Raw genomic sequence first — 15,204 nt, 5'->3', positions numbered from 1 at the left:
ACGGAAGTCCTGGCCATAGTCAGCCCTTTCCGATGTCGTCCTCGCCGTCCTTCCGTCGTCCGAGGCGCCCGCTCCTTCCCTGACCGATCCGGTCCGCTCCGCCCTCCGGTCCGCTCCGGAGCGGGCGGCCCTGGCGCATGCCTGGAACCGGTTCGAGCGGTCAGCGTCGGCGGTGGCGCGCCGCCGGGCGGCCCGATGCCCCGTCCTGCCGGGGCGAGGGGGTCCCCACCATGGCTGCCACCACCCTGTTCAACTCCGCCACCGCCCGGCTGCGCGACCGCACCGTCGCCGCCGAGCGCCGTACCGCCGTCACCCGGACCGTCCGGTCCTCGGTGGTCTCCGTCGCCGGGCTGGTCGGAGGGCCGGTCGCCAACCAGGCCGGGGAAGAGGTGGGCCGGGTCGTCGACGTGGTCGCGCGCCTCTACGGCACGGAGCCGTACCCTCCGGTCACCGGGCTGATCATCCGCATAGGCCGCCGCCGCACCTTCATCGCCGCCGACGCCGTCGACCGGATCATGACGGGGCAGGTCCGGCTGCGCACCGCCTGTCTGGACCTGCGCGAGTTCAACCGCCGTCCCGGCGAGGTGCTGCTCGCCCGGGACGTGCTGGACCACCAGCTCGTCGACGTCGACGGCGTCCAGGTCACCCGTGCCGCCGACCTCTACCTGGCCCCGCTGGCCGCCCGTACCGTCCTGGTCGGGGTCGACGTCTCGCTGCCCACCCTGCTGCGCCGGCTCGGCCCGCGCCGCTGGCAGATCCGCCCCACCCCGGAGCGCGTCCTGGACTGGCAGTCCGTCGCCCCGTTCGGCGAGCAGGCCACCCACGGGCCGGCCGAGGTGCGGCTGCGCGCCTCCCGCTCCGCGCTGCACCGGCTGCGCCCGGCCGACCTCGCCGACATCCTGGAGGACCTCGGCCGGCATGAACGCCAGCAGCTGCTGGGCTGGTTGGAGCCGGAGCACGCCGCGGACGCGCTGGAGGAGATGGAGCCCGCCGAGCTGGAGAACCTGCTGCGCGAGGTGCCGCCCGAGCACGCCGCCCGGCTCGTCGACGAGATGGAGCCGGACGAGGCCGCCGACGCCCTGCGCGACCTCGCGCCCGGCGAGCGCGAGACCCTGCTGGCCCGGATGCCCGAGCCCGAGGCGGCCGAGCTGCGCTCCCTGCTCACCCACCGGGAGGGCACCGCCGGCGGCGCGATGACCACCCTGCTGGTCACCGCCGGCCCCGCGCACACCGTCGCCGAGGTACGGGCGGAGCTCGCCGCCCAGGCCGAGCACCGCACCGACATCGACGCGGTCACCGTGCTGGACGACCAGGGCCGGCTGCTCGCCGACATCCCGCTGTTCGACCTGGCGGTGGCCGAGGACACCTCGGTGATCGGCGACCTGGTCGCCTGGCTGGACCAGTTCGGCCCGCCGGTGACCGTCCGGCCCGACACCCGCCTCGCCGAGGCCGCCGACCAGCTGGTCGCGGCCCGGGCCACCTCCCTGCTCGTGGTCGACGACTCCGAGCGCCCCCTCGGCCGGGTCCTGGCCGACGACATCCTCGACTCGCTGCTGCCCGAGCGCGGGCGCCTGCACTTCCGGAGGCTCCTCAAGTGACCCGCGACCTCGACACCCTCGACACCGGTCCGGACGCCGCCGCCGCGCCGTCCGCCCCGGGGCGCCCCGGCCGCCGCAGGGGCCTGCGCCGGCTGGCCGCGATCGCGATGGTGGCCGGCCCCGGGCTGGTCGCCGCCAACGCCGGCAACGACGCCGCGGGCATCGCCACCTATGCCAGCGCCGGCTCCCAGTTCACCTACGGGACGCTGTTCTTCATGGTGCTGGTCACCGTCGCCCTGGTCATGGTGCAGGAGATGGCCGTCCGGCTCGGCGCCCACACCGGCAAGGGCCTGGGCGCGCTGATCCGCGAGCAGTTCAGCCTGCGCCTCACCGCCCTCGCGGTGTTCTGCCTGCTGCTGGCCAACACCGGTCTGGTGGTCAGCGAGTTCGCCGGGATCGGCGCCGCGTTCGAGCTGCTCGGCGTGCCCAAGTGGGCGGTCGTCCCGCCGTCCGCCGTGCTGCTCTGGTCGCTGGTGCTGTTCGGCTCCTACAAGTGGGCCGAGCGGATCTTCCTGGTGATGTCGCTGGCGTTCTTCGCCTACCCGGTCGCCATGGTCCTCGGCCACCCTGACTGGGGGCAGGTCGGCGAGCACCTGGTCGTCCCGCACCTGGAGCCCAGCAAGGACTTCATCCTGCTGGCCGTGGCCCTGATCGGCACCACCGTCAGCCCGTACATGCAGTTCTACGCCGCCGCCGGCGTGGTCGACCGCGGTGCCAAGCCCGCCGACTACAAGCTGATCCGGGCCGATGCCGTCCTCGGCGCGGTGTTCGCCTGTGTGATCAGCCTGACCATCATCATCGCCACCGCCGCCGCGATCGGCGGCACCGGCCCGCTGGAGTCCGCCGCGCAGGCCGCCGAGGCGCTCAAGCCCGTCGCCGGGCACAGCGCCGAGCTGCTCTTCGCCTTCGGGCTGCTGGGCGCCTCCGCCCTGGCCGGCGCGGTGGTGCCGCTCTCGGCGAGCTACGCCATCGGCGAGGCCGCCGGCGTCGAGCGCTCCGTCTCCCGCAGCTTCCGTGACGCCCCGCTGTTCCTCGGGGTGTTCACCGCGCAGATCGTCCTCGGCGCGGTCGTCGCGATGACCCCGGTGGACGTCATCCAGCTACTGATCGGCACCCAGGTCCTGCAGGGTCTGATCAGCCCGATCGTCCTGGTCTACCTCCTGGTCCTCACCAACCGCCGCTCCGTCCTCGGCGACGCGGCCAACACCCCCCGCTACCGCGTCGCCGCCACCGTCGTGGTGGTCGGGGTGGCCGTCATGTCGACGATCCTGCTCGTCCAGACCGTCCTCGGCTGGTTCGGCATCGGCTGATCCCCTCCCCGCGGGCCCGCTACGACGGCCCCCGATGACCGCTAGAAACCAGCGGTCATCGGGGGCCGTCGGTCATCGGGGCCGTCAGTCATCACCGCCCGCGGGAGAGGTGGCGGGCGATGAGCAGTACGTCCGCTGCGACCTGACCCATGGTGTCCCCTCTCGCCGCTGCTGACTCCCGTCCATGTCTGCCGCCGGGCCGCTCGTCAGTCGTCGGGAGTCGATCGACGTCGCACTCCCGGCGCACGCTGCGTGCCGTGGCCGCTGTGCGGGGTGCCTCTGGGTGCTCGTGCCGGGCCAGGACCGTCCTGAGGGTCCTGGCCGGGCCCGCGGGACAGGCCCAGGGGTCACTGGGCGGTGGTGATGGTCAGGTAGGAGGAGGAGATCTCGGCGCCCTGGCCCCAGAGCCGGCTGCTCGCCGGACTGGCGGTGTCGACGAAGGTCTGCGGGGTGGGCTGGCCGGCCAGCGGGGCGTAGTAGTAGCCCGAGGTGGTGTCCAGCTGGACCAGGCCGCGGCCGTCCTGGCCGGCGCCGTCCATGATGGTGAAGGTGCCGAGGCCGCAGAGGAGTTGGCGCGGGGCGACGGTCTGGCCGGTGCCGCCGTGGTCGGTGACCAGGTGGGAGCGGTCGGTCGGGCGGGCGCCGAGGCTGGTGACGCTGTAGACCGGGATGCCGTTGATCTTCCAGGTGGCGCGGGTGCGGCTGTTGTCGAGCTGGATCTGGTAGTTGAGGGACGCGCCCTTGGAGATGGTCGCCACCGGCACCGCGTAGGCGAAGGCCGAGTAGGTGGTGTTGGGGTAGCGCAGCCGCTCGTACCAGGCGTACACGGTGTTGTTGGTGACGTGGAAGTCCATCAGGACGCCCGTCTCCAGGTCGGCCACCACCATCGCGCCGTTGGCGAGGCGGAGGTCGGACTGGGGGTCGGTAACGTTCGCGCCGAAGGGGTTGGCCTCGGTCTTGCGGGTGGTCACCGAGAGGTTGGCGTCGCAGGTCCAGCGGCCGTTGGCCGGGGTGTCGTAACCGGCGAAGCCCGCGGTGGAGTTGTGGTTGGCGAAGGACAGCCACTTGGTGTGGTCGCGGTCGCCCGCGCCGCCGGCCGCCTGCTGGGCGGTGGTGAAGGCGAACGCCGGGTTCCCGGTGGCCGGGTCGGTGCCGCTGGGTATCACGTGCAGGCCGTTCGCGTCCGTGCTGGGGATGCCGTCGCCGCTCGGCATGCCGGGCGCGGGCCAGAGCTGCCACTTTCCGGTGCTGGAGGCGTCGAAGCCCTTCTGGAAGTTGTCGGTGAAGACGGTGCTGGTGGTGAGGCCCGCGGCCTGGGCCTGGGCCTGGGCGGGGGCGGTCGCGATCGGGACGATCGCGGAGGCCAGGGCCAGGGCGGCGGCGGCACGGACGAGACGCCTGATCGGGCGCATAGCAGCAAGTACCTTTCGGGGTCTGGGGGTTCCGGGGATTCGGGGCCCGGTGGTGGTTCGGTGTCCCGCGGGGTTCAGCGGGTTCTCGGGGTTCAGCGGGTTCAGCGGGGTCAAGCGGGTCCAGCGGGGTCGACCAGGTTCAGCGGTTCAGTGTTCGGGCTCCAGCAGCGCGGCGATGGCGTCGGCGTTGCCCGCCTCCATCAGCTCGTCCTCCGGTATGCGCTTGCCGTACTCGCGCTCCAGGATGACGGAGAGTTCGAGCATGACCAGGGAGTCGATGTCGATGTCGGAGAAGCCGGTGGTGGGCGTGATCTCGCCCTCCACCGCGAACTTCTCCACCAGGAGTCCGACGATCCGGTCGGCCACAGCGTTACTCATGGGTCGTTCTCGCCTTTCGGTGCCGGCCGGCCCTGTCGGAGCCGGCCTCGTACGCCGTACGTCGTTCGGTTGCGGGTGGACGGGCGCCGGGGAAGCGCCGGCACCCCTCAGTCCCCGAGGACGCCGTCGACCTTGATGTCGGGCCATGTCAGCGCGGTGGAGCCCCAGTTGAGCCCGACGCCGAAGGCGGTGGACAGGATGCGGTCGCCGACCCCGAAGGTCCCGGCCGCGGCGGCGTGGGTAAGCGCCAGCGGGATGGAGGCCGCCGAGGTGTTGCCGACCCGGTCGATGTGCAGCAGGACCCGCTCGCGCTCCACCTTCAGCAGGTCGGAGATGGCGTACAGGATGCGGGAGTTGGCCTGGTGGCCGGCGAACCAGTCGACGTCGTCGACGGTCCAGCCGATCCGGTCGAGCAACTTCGCCGAGGAGGAGCTCATCCGCTCCACCGCGTGCGAGAAAAGCTCCTTGCCGCGCATGGCGAGCAGGTTGTCCTGCTCGCTCGGCGGCTGGCGGTAGGAGCGCTGCCGGGATCCGCCGACCGCGAGCAGCGCCAGGTCGTGGTGCCCGCCGTCGCTGCCGAGGTCGAAGCCCTGGAAGGCGCCCGGCTCGTCCGGGTCGCCGGCCCGCAGTACCGCCGCGCCGGCGCCGTCGCCGAAGATGATCGCGGAGGCCCGGTCGTCGTGGTTCAGCCGGGTGGACCAGATGTCGGCCCCGATCACCAGCGCCCGGTCGATCAGGCCGGAGGAGATCGCGCCGACGGCGTTGGCCATTCCGTAGACCCAGCCGGTGCAGGCCGCCGAGAGGTCGTAGGCCCACGGGGTGCCGAGGCCCAGCCGGTGGGCGATCTCGGGCGCGGTGGCGGGCATCGGCTGGTTGGGAGTGCTGGTCGCGAGGATCACCAGGTCGACCTGGCCGCCACCGGCGGACTGCATCGCCCGCTCGCCGGCCGCGATCGCGAGGTCACCGGTGACCGTCCCGGGCTCGGCCCAGTGGCGCTGGTGGATGCCGGTCCTGGTGCGGATCCAGGTGTCGTCGCTGCCGACCAGCTCGCCGATCTCGTCGTTGGAGACGATCCTCGGCGGCACCATGGCGCCGAGCCCCTCCAGTACCGCGGCCCTGGTCATGCCGCCACCTCCCGTTCGTCGTGCCCGGTCCAGCCGGTCGGCAACCGGTGGGTCGCCGAGCAGTGGATCCGGATGTGTTCGAAGGCCGCCGCGATGTCGACCACCCGCCAGGTCTCCCCCGTCCTGGTGGTGAGCAGCTGCGGGTCGACCAGCTCCGCGGAGAGCGGGGCCGGACCGGCCACCGGCCGGTACGGGTCGCCGATCTCCAGGACGGTCTGCCGCATCCAGAGCGTGTTGCTCTCGGCGCGCGGGACGTCGTCCAGTCCGTAGATCAGGATCTGGCCCAGCTGGATCGCGCCCACGAAGGCGTCGATCAGCGAGACCGAGCCGTGGCTGTAGCTCTCCAGCCCGCCCACCGGGCCGGCCTGCGGCGCCGCCGGGCGGCTGCCGAGCAGGGCGGTCGCCCGCCGCGCGGGCAGCTCCACCCGCAGGGCCTCGATGGTCTGCGTCCTGGTCCGGTGCGCGGCGGCGAACGGCCGCAGCGGTGCCGGGCCGAGCAGGGCGTCGGGCGAGTCGAGGCGGGCGGTGCCCACGGCCCCGGCCGGGAGCGCCGGGTGCTCGATCTCCAGGCGTGCCCGCAGCCCGCCCACCTGGCAGTCCACCACGGTCGAGCGGTCGGACTGCCGGGCAGCGGTGGCCTGGACGGCGAAGCCGCCCAACTCGGCCTCCACCGGCTTGGTCCCGGCCTTCAGCCGCACCCGGCGCAGCCGGAGCCCGGCGCGCTGGGCGGCGTCCAGGCCGTACGTCTGGGTCAGGTACAGCTCGGCGGCCTCGCCCGCCATCAGCAGGACGTCGATGCTGCTGAGGTGCGGGGCCTGGTCGGTAGTGCCCTTGCGGGACCAGTCGGCCGGGTAGTCGACGGAGCCGCGGGCCCGCACCGTCCCGGTGCCGTCCGCCTGCGAGCCGACCACGATGTCGGTCAGCCGCTGCTCGGCCCGGCGGTAGCCGCTGCCGAAGAAGCGGCGCTCACCTGGGCCGAGGTAGTCATCCACGGTCGCCCGGACCGGTGCGTCGGGCGTCTGTGTCGTGCCGGTCATCTCACTCCCCCGTGTAAGTCGATCACGGCTGCCAGCCGCGTGAAGAATGCGTCCTTGGACTGTCGTTGGAAGAAGTGCCCGCCCGGGATCACCTGGAGGGTCCCGCCCCGCAGGGAGTGCGAGCACCAGGCGGCCGCGTCCTCGACCGCCACCAGCGGGTCGTCGGCGCCGGCGAAGACGTCGATGGGGCAGGGCAGTTGATAGCTGTCGCCGGTGTGCCGGCGGCTCGTGCACAGTTCCAGGCCGGCCCGGACCTGGGCGAGGTAGTCGGCGAGCCGGCCCGGAGTGCCGCTGACCGCCGCCGGCAGGCCGTCGAACGCGGCCAGCCGGTGCGCGAGTTCGGCGTCGTCCAGGAGCAGCGCCGACTCCAGCGGAAGCGGCAGGTGCGGCGCCGGGTGGGCGCCGACCAGCAGCCGCTTCGGCAGCCGGCGGCCGGTCGCGGCCAGGAACCGGACGAGGTGGTACGCGACCAGCGCGCCCATGCTGTGGCCGTAGCACAGGTACGGCTCGTCCAGCTGCGCGCCGAGCTGCTGGTGCAGCGCCCGGGCGAGCGGGGCGAGGTCACGGTGCGGCCCGCCGCCGGGCCCCTCCCGGTCCGGCAGCCGGACCGGGACGACCTCGACCCTCGATCCCAGCCGCCGCTGCCAGCCGGCGAAGGAGGCGGTGCTGCCGCCCGCGTGGTGGAAGGCGAACAGTCTGACGGGCCGGGTGACCCGCGTACGGGCCCGAACGTCGGCGAGGTGGACGACGACGGCACTCACAGGACTGCTCCTCCCCTACGGGCCCCACCGCGGGTCGCGGTGGGCGGTCGGCGTGCCCGCCCCTGGCGGGGCGGGCACGCGGGTCCGTCACTGCCCCGCGCCCCGCAGGTGGGCGACGGAAGCGACGGCCAGCTCGCGGGCGCGGGCGGTGTCGGCCACCAGGCGGCCGCCGCGCTTGACGACCCGGCCGGCGACCAGGACGGTGTCCACGTTGCCGGGGTGGGCGGCCAGCACGAGCGACTCGGCGGGGGTGGTGACCGGCGCCAGGTCGATGTCGCCGGTGCGCACCAGCACCAGGTCGGCGGCCTTGCCGGGCTCGATGGAGCCGGTCCGGTCACCGAGGTGGACGGCGCGGGCGCCCTCGACGGTCGCCATCCGCAGCACGGCCTGGGCCGGCAGGACCGGCTCGCCGTCCGGCGTCTCGGCGCGGTCGGCCGCCAGCGCGAAGCGCATCTGGGTGAACAGGTCGCCGCTGGACTCCAGCTCGGTGTCGATGCCGAGGCCGGGGTTGACGCCCGCGGCACGCAGCCGGCGGACCGCCACGTTGCCGCCCAGACCGGGCATGGTCAGCTCGATCTGCGGGCAGATCGACACGGTGGTGCCGGAGTCGGCGAGCAGCTTGAGCGCATCGGCCTCGGCGCCGTTGACGTGCGCCAGGTTCAGGTCCGGGCCGAGCAGGCCGGCCTGGTGGAGCAGCTGGATGCCCTGGTGCTCGGGGCCGGGGCGCCCGGTGGACAGGTGCGTGGTGATCGGGATGCCGAGCTCCCGGGCGAGGGCGAAGTCCTTGACCGCGTTGTCAATGCCGGAGTAGTCCGGGCCCTTGGCGGCCATCGCCAGGGTGACCAGGCCGTCGTCCGAGGGCAGCAGCTGCTCGCGGACGCGACGGATGTCGACCGGGTGGGTGGCGGCGAAGTCGAGCTTGGAGCCGATCGGCCAGGCGTGGCCGAACACCGCGCGCACGCCCGCGTCCTGGAGGGCCCGGACGGCGGCGTCGGCGTGCTCGGGCGAGTTCATCGCGTGTGCCCAGTCGAGCACCGTGGTGATGCCCGCGTTGAGCGCGGTGAGGGCGCCGAGGTAGGTGCCGGCGTAGACGTCCTCCGGGCGGACCTGGTCGCCCAGGCCGATCAGGGTCTGGCCGACGTACTCCATGATCGAGGCCTCGGAGCTGGACTGCCGGAGGCTGCTCTGCCAGGTGTGCCGGTGGGCGTCCACCAGGCCGGGCAGGACGAAGGTACCGGAGGCGTCGATCACCTCGGCGTCGGAGGCCGGCGCGAGGTCGGTGCCGACGGCGGTGATCCGGCCGTCCTCGATGAGCACGTCGCCCGTCGGGAATTCGCGGTTCTGGGCGTCCATGGTGACGATCCAGCCGCCACGGACCAGGATCCGCTGAGTGGTCAAGGCAGTTCTCCCATTTTCTACGGTGACGGACCGGGGGTCGGGCCGTCGTTGTTCGGTTCGGTGGTCGTGAAGTGGTCGTGAGGTGGTCGTGCGTGGGGTGGTCGTGCGTGGGGTGGTCGTGAGGTGGTCGTTCCGGCGGTCGGTCAGGCCGCGCCGGCCGACCCGGCGCGGTCGTCGACCGCCCACACCAGCAGCGCCAGCAGGGCCAGGCCGGCGCCCACCGCGCACACCGCGCCCCAGCCGGCCGCCGCGTAGGCGGCGCCCGAGGCGGCGGACCCGGCGAAGCCGCCGACGAAGTACGTGGTGGTGTACGCCGTGGTGATCCGGCTGCGCGCGTCGGCCCGCAGCCGGTAGATCACGCTGAGGTTGGTGACCTGGACGCCCTGGACGCCCAGGTCGAGCAGGACTACCCCGAGCAACAGGGGGATCAGCCAGTGGCCGCCGTTCAGGGCGAGCAGGCCCCAGCTGGCGAGGACCACGGCCAGTAGGACGCCGGAGGCCTGCCGGTCCAGCCGCCGGTCGGCGAACCGGCCGGCGATCCGGGCCGCGTACGCCCCGACCGCCCCGACCAGACCGACCAGCCCGATCAGCGCCGCGTCGAAGTGGTATGGCGACCGGGCCAGCAGGAACGCGACGGAGGCCCAGAAGGCGTTGAAGCCGGCGAAGGTGACGAAGCCCAGCAGGCAGCGCCGCCGCAGGACCGGCTCCTCCCGGAGGATGGTCAGCACCGAGCCGAGCAGCGCCGGGTAGGAGAGCCGGACGGCCGGCTCGGCCTTCGGCAGCCGCAGCCGCAGCACGGCGGCCAGCGCCAGGGTGAGCACCCCGGCGGCGACGAACACCGCCCGCCAGCCGGCCCAGCTGCCGAGCAGCCCGCTGCCGGTCCGGGCGAACAGGATGCCGAGCAGCAGCCCGCTCATCACCCGCCCGGAGACCTTCCCGCGTTCCTCCGCGGCGGCCAGGGTGGCCGCGAAGGCCACCAGCATCGGCCCGACCACGGTGCACATGGACAGCACCGCCATCGCCATGACCAGCACGGCGAAGTCGGGCGCGGCCGCGGCGGCGGCGCAGGCGACGGCCGTCACGGTGAGCATCACCACGACGATCCGGCGGCGTTCCGTGACGTCCCCGAGCGGCACCAGCAGGGCGAGCCCGGCCGCGTACCCGAGCTGGCCGACGGTGGTGACCAGGGAAGCCGACCCGCTGCCGAGCCGGAAGGCGTCGGCGATCCCGTTGAGCAGCGGCTGCACGTAGTACAGGTTGGCGACCGCGAGACCGCAGGCCCAGGCGAACAGGGTCACCAGACGGGGGTCGATGCCCGCGCCGGGGTCGGCGGCGCTGCTCGGGGCGGCGGGGGGCGACGCCGGCGCCGCGTCACGGGCCGGGGTTCGGGGGGTCATGGCTGTCCTTCCGTCAGGACACGGGTGCGGGGGCCGCAGTGGGCAGGCGGTCAGTGGGCAGGCGGTCAGTGGGCGGTGGTGGCGGCAGTGGGGGCGGTGACGGGCTCGGCGGGCCGGGCGCCGCGCAGGAAGGCGAGCACCTGGTCGGGGCGGTCGGCCCCGACCAGCAGCGCGAGATGGCCGTCCGGGCGGACCACCGCGAAGGCGGGGTTCCGGCCGAAGGTGCGGTCGAGGGTCCGGGCCGGCCCGCCGCCGACCCGGGCGAGGTCGAGCACCGTGATCGAGGGGTCGAGCTTCTCGCGCAACCGCCTTGCCCGCCGCGCCCATTCGGCCTTCGGGCGCCGCCCGGGCCAGAGCAGCACGGTGTAGTGGGCGGGGTCGATGGCCGGCATGCCCGAGTCCAGCTCCGGCGCGACGAACATCGGGACGCGCTGGCCCGGTTCGATCGGCCGCGGGTGGCGCAGCAGGATCGGCTCGGTGGCGAGCCGGCCGTAGCTGACGTCGATCTGGCTGAGCAGCGGCACCACCATCCGGCTGACCAGCCCGGTCTTGCAGGCGACGGTGAAGAGCGTGTCGCGCACGGCGATCCGTCCGACGCTGCGCTGGAGGGCGAAGCGGGCCTGGGCCGCCGAGGTGCGGGACAGTCGGGTCGCGCCGGCCTGCCGCTCGGGGGCGTAGCTCTCCAGGATCGATTCCCGCAGGGTGCCGTTGGCCACCCCGGCCAGCTTCCAGCCGAGGTTGGCGACGTCCATCAGCCCGACGTTGAGGCCCTGGCCGCCGGCCGGGCTCACCACGTGCGCGGCGTCGCCCACCAGGAAGCACCGGCCCTTGCTGAAGGTCTCGGCGATGCCGAGCCGCGGGCGGAAGGCCCGGGTCCAGTCCGGGGTGCCGACCTGGATGTCGCGCCGGGAGCGGGAGCTGAGGATGTGCTGGATCAGCTCGCGGGAGGGGTTGCCGTCCTCCTCGCGCCGGTGCGGGGTGGTGGCGGCGAAGCGGTAGCTGCCGTTGCTCAGCGGCACGATCGCGGCGACGCCGTCCCGGCAGTAGTAGTACTGGCCGAGCGGCGGCACGTCCCCGGAGAGCGGGACGTCGCCGATGGCGTAGGTGACGTCGATCTCCTCGCCGTCGAAGCGGATCCCGAGTTCGGACCGCACGGTGCTGGCGGGCCCGTCCGCGCCGACCAGCCAGCGCGGCTCGACGGTCTCGCCGGTGCCGTCGGAGTGCTTGAGCCGGGCCCGCGGCTCGGCCCCGGAGCCGTCCAGCGAGACCAGCTCGACCCCGCGCTCGACGACCCCGCCGAGTTCGGCGAGGCGTGCGCGCAGGATGCGCTCGGTGTCGCGCTGCGGCAGCGCCAGGATGAACGGGTACGGCGAGTCGGTGAGGGTGCTGAGGTCAGCGGTGCCGAGCAGCCGGCCCTCGGAGTAGTAGCTGAGGCCGCTGGTGCGCCGGCCCTCCCGGACCAGGGCGTCGGCGACGCCGATCCGCCGGAGCATCTCCAGGTTGCGCGGCCAGACCAGGACCGCCTTGGAGTGCGGGTCGCTGGTGTCGATCCGCTCCTGGCGGTCGATCAGCCGAACGCCCACGTTCTGCTGGAGGAGTTCGCAGGCCAGCGCCATGCCGATGGGCCCGGCGCCCACGATCAGCACCTGCGGGGCAACGGCGCGGCCGGCGTCCGGCTGGGCCGGGGGCTGCTCGTCGGCGGGCATCTGTGGTCCTTTCGTCTGGCGTGTCTTGTGGCAGCCGCGGAGCGGGGTGGTCAGCGGTCCTGGAACTTCTCGACGGCGCTGCGCGCGACCGCCATGGCGTTGATCGCCCGGGGCACGCCGGCGTACAGCGCGACCTGGCTGAGCGTCTCGGCGACCTCCTCGGCGGTGGCGCCGTTGCGCAGCGCTCCGCCGACGTGGAAGCCGAGTTGGCCCTCGCAGCCGCCGAGGGCGGCCAGTACGGCGACCGTCACCAGCTGGCGGGTGCGCAGGTCGAGACCGGGGCGGCCGACCACCTCGGCCAGGCCGAAGGCGACGGTGTCGGCGAGCGCCGGGGCGGTCGCGTCCAGCGCCTCCCAGGGCGCGGCGGCGGTGTCGCCGGCGAGGCGGTGGAACACCTCGGCGGCCTCCTTGCGCAGCGCGGCGGCGGACTCGTGGTCGTTCATCTCTGTTCTCCGGGAGGGTGGTCGGGGCGCCGTGGGCGGCTTCGGCAGGTCAGGCCTTGGACGGCTTCGGCCGGTCAGGCCTGTCGGCGGGCTTCGGCCGGTCAGGCCGGGAGCGCGGCCGGGGCGTCGGCCCAGCAGGTCCAGCTCCGGCTGCGGGCCTGCTCCACCAGCGCGCGGTCGGCGTTGGCGACCACGACCGGGTGCCCCACCGACTCCAGCAGCGGCAGGTCGGAGATGTGGTCCCCGTACGCCCAGGAGCGGTCGAGGTCGAGGCCGTGGGTGCGGGCGGCCTCGGCGAGCGCCTGCGCCTTGTACCGGCCGATCATCGGGTGCGGGAGCTCCCCGGTGTGGACGCCGTCGGCGACCGTGGGCCGGGCGCAGATGACCAGGTCCGCGCCGAGGTGGCGGCCGATCGGGTCGAGGCAGGGCGGGAAGGAGCCGGACACCAGCACGGTGAGGTGCCCCTGCCGCCGGTGCCCCTGGAAGGCCGCCAGCGCGCGCGGGTGGAAGAGCGAGCCGCCGGCGAGTTCCCGGGCGAACCACTCCCGGCCCAGCGCGGCGAGTTCGGCCTCCGGCCTGCCCGCGTAGTTGCGGTAGTAGAGCAGGTTGGCCTCCTCCCGCCGGCCGTTGGCCCGGGCCTCGGCGAGCCTGGCCATCGCCTCGTCGTACGCCGAGTCGGGCAGGCCGCGGGCGGCGAGGTCGAACCGGAGGAAGCCGAGCATGCTGACCACGGTGGTCAGCGTCTCGTCGACGTCGAAGAAGGCCGCTCGGCGCCCGCCGGCACTCACTTCGCTCCTCGCGTCCCCGCGGGGACGCGCTCGGTCTCCAGTCGCAGGTCCTGGCCGCCGTAGTCGGCCTTGGCCCGCCGGATCGCCTCGTCGACGGGGATCAGCGCCGGCAGGTCGAACAGCTTGACGATCTGCTGCAGCCGCTCGGCGATGGTGCCGCCGATCACGTGGTACGGCATGCCCATCTCCGCGAAGCTGTCCAGCAGCATCTCGTCGCAGAGCCGTCGGAACTGGTCGTTCATCGGCCGGTGGCCGTCGGCCACGATCGGCAGTTCGTTGCGCAGGTGCACGAAGGTGTCGTAGGTCTTGGCGACGTGCTGCTTGAAGGCGCTGCCGTACTGGACCATCACCTGCTCGAAGAAGTCCATCTCGGCCGTCCGGGGCACCACTTGGCCCTCGGCGAGGTGGGCGGAGGCGCTCGGGTTGATGCCCGCGCGCACCCGCAGGGTGCCGTAGATCCACTCCTGCAGCGAGGAGCCGTCGGAGACGAAGCCGTCGCCGAGGAGGTTCTCGTGCACCGCGCGCTCGACGTGACGGCGCATCACCAGCTGGAGGAACTCCGGCGGGGTGCACTCCGCGAGCGCCTTGCCCGGCAGGGCGTCGGGGAGGATCTCCCGCATGGTCTTGGCCAGCGTCCGCGGCATGCCGGTCAGGTGTGACAGCGCCATCACCGTGAACGTCTTGCCGGACGAATACGTACCCGAGACTGCCAACTTCACTTCTGCTCCCCGTTGTTACCGGTCTGCCGGTTCGTCGGACGGCGAATCCCGGGAGCGGCCCGCTGTCCCCGCGGCCGCTCGCCTTCGCCTTGAAGAACGCTAGATCGGTTCGCTGCCGGGTGGCAGTGTCGGATCATGGTGGTGGTGGGAACACCAGGAACCGGATATCGGACGAACGCGGCGGGGGAGGGTGGCCGCGGTTGCGCCTCACCCGCCCCCGTCGGGCGCAGCGGCGGCCTGACGGCCTCCTGGCGGACCGCCCGGTCGGTTCAGGCCACCGCGCGGTCGGGCCCGGCCAGTTGTCCCAGCAGCAGCCTGAAGGAGGCCGAGGCGGCGGTCTGTTCGTCCGGTGCGTACAGGTGCAGCCTCAGGTGCGGTGCCTCGCTGAGGTCCAGTGCGGTGTGCTCGAAGGTGAGCGGGCCGCACCGGGGGTGGGTGACGGTCTTGGTCGTCCGGGTGGCCAGGCTGATCTCGTGCCGGTCCCAGAAGGTGCGGAACAGCGGGCTCTCGGTGCGCAACCGCTGGGCGACGTCCATGAAGTGGTGGTCGTCCGGGTAGCGCGCCGCCTGGGCGCGGAGGAAGCCGATGACCTCCCCGGCCACCGCCTCGACGTCCGGGAACCTCGCGCGCCAGTCGGCGTCCAGGAAGAACCGGACCGCCTGGTTGTTGTTCTCGTCGGTCAGCCCGAACACCTCGCGGGCGGCCCTGTTGAACACCGGGATGTTGCCGTAGCGGTCGACCAGTTTCGCCGGGAACGGCATCCAGCGGTCGACGATCCGCTGGAGCCTCGGCGGAATGCCCTCGGTGTGGGCGTCGCGCGGCAGCGGGGAGTTGAGGCCGGCCAACCGGTGCAGGTGGGCCCGCTCCGGCTCGCCCAGCCGCAGGGCCCGGCTCACCGCGTCCAGGACCTCGGGCGAGACCTTGATGTCCCGGCCCTGTTCGAGCCAGGTGTACCAGGAGACGCCGATCCCGGCAAGGACGGCCACCTCCTCCCGTCGGAGCCCGGGGGTCCGCCGGAATCCGGCCGAGGGCAGACCGACGTCCTCCGGCTTGAGGGCGGCGCGACGGCTTCGCAGAAAGTCTCGCAGTTCCGCCCGTCGGGCCTGCAGTGGATTCATCCCCTCAGGTAATTT

At 73.5% G+C, this 15,204-nt stretch carries 14 protein-coding genes; 2 read left to right on the top strand and 12 right to left on the bottom strand.

Features of this window, described 5'->3' with window-relative positions; translation table 11 throughout:
• The first annotated feature begins 230 nt into the window (after nucleotides 1-230).
• Both ACZ3UD_RS14640 and ACZ3UD_RS14635 read left to right on the top strand, forming a co-directional pair.
• Entirely contained in the window at nucleotides 231-1,598 is a 1,368-nt protein-coding gene (locus ACZ3UD_RS14640) for a magnesium transporter MgtE N-terminal domain-containing protein (protein ID WP_465586258.1), read from the top strand.
• Complete coding sequence (locus tag ACZ3UD_RS14635; RefSeq protein WP_465586256.1) at nucleotides 1,595-2,908, top strand: NRAMP family divalent metal transporter; 1,314 nt, start codon at nucleotides 1,595-1,597, stop codon at nucleotides 2,906-2,908. Before ACZ3UD_RS14640 ends, ACZ3UD_RS14635 begins: the two co-directional genes overlap by 4 nt.
• 347 nt (nucleotides 2,909-3,255) lie before the next feature.
• Here the strand turns inward: ACZ3UD_RS14635 and ACZ3UD_RS14630 are convergent, their stop codons facing one another.
• From ACZ3UD_RS14630 to ACZ3UD_RS14575, 12 genes are all read right to left on the bottom strand, one after another.
• The gene (locus ACZ3UD_RS14630; protein ID WP_465586255.1) at nucleotides 3,256-4,320 is read right to left on the bottom strand and encodes a DUF6081 family protein; all 1,065 of its coding nucleotides are present in this window, start codon (nucleotides 4,318-4,320) and stop codon (nucleotides 3,256-3,258) included.
• 147 nt (nucleotides 4,321-4,467) lie between these two features.
• Entirely contained in the window at nucleotides 4,468-4,698 is a 231-nt protein-coding gene (locus ACZ3UD_RS14625; protein WP_465586254.1) for an acyl carrier protein, read from the bottom strand.
• Nucleotides 4,699-4,805: 107 nt separating this feature from the next.
• Complete coding sequence (locus tag ACZ3UD_RS14620; protein ID WP_465586252.1) at nucleotides 4,806-5,822, bottom strand: beta-ketoacyl-ACP synthase III; 1,017 nt, start codon at nucleotides 5,820-5,822, stop codon at nucleotides 4,806-4,808.
• A complete protein-coding gene (locus tag ACZ3UD_RS14615; RefSeq protein ID WP_465586251.1) occupies nucleotides 5,819-6,859 on the bottom strand; it encodes an AvrD family protein in 1,041 nt (346 codons plus the stop codon). The genes ACZ3UD_RS14620 and ACZ3UD_RS14615 overlap by 4 nt, the downstream gene beginning before the upstream one ends.
• Entirely contained in the window at nucleotides 6,856-7,620 is a 765-nt protein-coding gene (locus ACZ3UD_RS14610; RefSeq protein ID WP_465586249.1) for a thioesterase II family protein, read from the bottom strand. The genes ACZ3UD_RS14615 and ACZ3UD_RS14610 overlap by 4 nt, the downstream gene beginning before the upstream one ends.
• A gap of 87 nt (nucleotides 7,621-7,707) precedes the next feature.
• The gene (locus tag ACZ3UD_RS14605) at nucleotides 7,708-9,018 is read right to left on the bottom strand and encodes an amidohydrolase family protein (protein WP_465586248.1); all 1,311 of its coding nucleotides are present in this window, start codon (nucleotides 9,016-9,018) and stop codon (nucleotides 7,708-7,710) included.
• 143 nt (nucleotides 9,019-9,161) lie between these two features.
• The gene (locus ACZ3UD_RS14600; RefSeq protein ID WP_465586246.1) at nucleotides 9,162-10,415 is read right to left on the bottom strand and encodes an MFS transporter; all 1,254 of its coding nucleotides are present in this window, start codon (nucleotides 10,413-10,415) and stop codon (nucleotides 9,162-9,164) included.
• A gap of 65 nt (nucleotides 10,416-10,480) precedes the next feature.
• Nucleotides 10,481-12,121, bottom strand: coding sequence for an FAD-dependent monooxygenase (locus ACZ3UD_RS14595; protein WP_465586244.1), 1,641 nt, complete (start codon nucleotides 12,119-12,121; stop codon nucleotides 10,481-10,483).
• 50 nt (nucleotides 12,122-12,171) lie between these two features.
• On the bottom strand, nucleotides 12,172-12,564 hold the full coding sequence (locus ACZ3UD_RS14590) for a carboxymuconolactone decarboxylase family protein (protein WP_465586243.1): 393 nt from the start codon (nucleotides 12,562-12,564) through the stop codon (nucleotides 12,172-12,174).
• 101 nt (nucleotides 12,565-12,665) lie between these two features.
• A complete protein-coding gene (locus ACZ3UD_RS14585; protein ID WP_465586241.1) occupies nucleotides 12,666-13,352 on the bottom strand; it encodes an HAD family hydrolase in 687 nt (228 codons plus the stop codon).
• Entirely contained in the window at nucleotides 13,349-14,071 is a 723-nt protein-coding gene (locus ACZ3UD_RS14580) for an AAA family ATPase (protein WP_465586239.1), read from the bottom strand. Before ACZ3UD_RS14580 ends, ACZ3UD_RS14585 begins: the two co-directional genes overlap by 4 nt.
• Nucleotides 14,072-14,340: 269 nt before the next feature.
• Entirely contained in the window at nucleotides 14,341-15,189 is an 849-nt protein-coding gene (locus ACZ3UD_RS14575) for a helix-turn-helix transcriptional regulator (protein WP_465586237.1), read from the bottom strand.
• Nucleotides 15,190-15,204: the final 15 nt, after the last annotated feature.

The organism is Kitasatospora sp. NPDC023118, assembly GCF_055560875.1.
The sequence above is the reverse complement of the archived record's forward strand: the minus strand, read 5'-3'. Positions and strand labels throughout refer to the sequence as shown.

What these genes read in the sequence shown, in the direction of transcription:
- ACZ3UD_RS14600 (WP_465586246.1), bottom strand. Translation starts at nt 10,415, where the DNA reads ATGACCCCCCGAACCCCGGCCCGTGACGCGGCGCCGGCGTCGCCCCCC.
- ACZ3UD_RS14595 (WP_465586244.1), bottom strand. Translation starts at nt 12,121, where the DNA reads ATGCCCGCCGACGAGCAGCCCCCGGCCCAGCCGGACGCCGGCCGCGCC.
- ACZ3UD_RS14620 (WP_465586252.1), bottom strand. Translation starts at nt 5,822, where the DNA reads ATGACCAGGGCCGCGGTACTGGAGGGGCTCGGCGCCATGGTGCCGCCG.
- ACZ3UD_RS14625 (WP_465586254.1), bottom strand. Translation starts at nt 4,698, where the DNA reads ATGAGTAACGCTGTGGCCGACCGGATCGTCGGACTCCTGGTGGAGAAG.
- ACZ3UD_RS14615 (WP_465586251.1), bottom strand. Translation starts at nt 6,859, where the DNA reads ATGACCGGCACGACACAGACGCCCGACGCACCGGTCCGGGCGACCGTG.
- ACZ3UD_RS14640 (WP_465586258.1), top strand. Translation starts at nt 231, where the DNA reads ATGGCTGCCACCACCCTGTTCAACTCCGCCACCGCCCGGCTGCGCGAC.
- ACZ3UD_RS14575 (WP_465586237.1), bottom strand. Translation starts at nt 15,189, where the DNA reads ATGAATCCACTGCAGGCCCGACGGGCGGAACTGCGAGACTTTCTGCGA.
- ACZ3UD_RS14590 (WP_465586243.1), bottom strand. Translation starts at nt 12,564, where the DNA reads ATGAACGACCACGAGTCCGCCGCCGCGCTGCGCAAGGAGGCCGCCGAG.
- ACZ3UD_RS14630 (WP_465586255.1), bottom strand. Translation starts at nt 4,320, where the DNA reads ATGCGCCCGATCAGGCGTCTCGTCCGTGCCGCCGCCGCCCTGGCCCTG.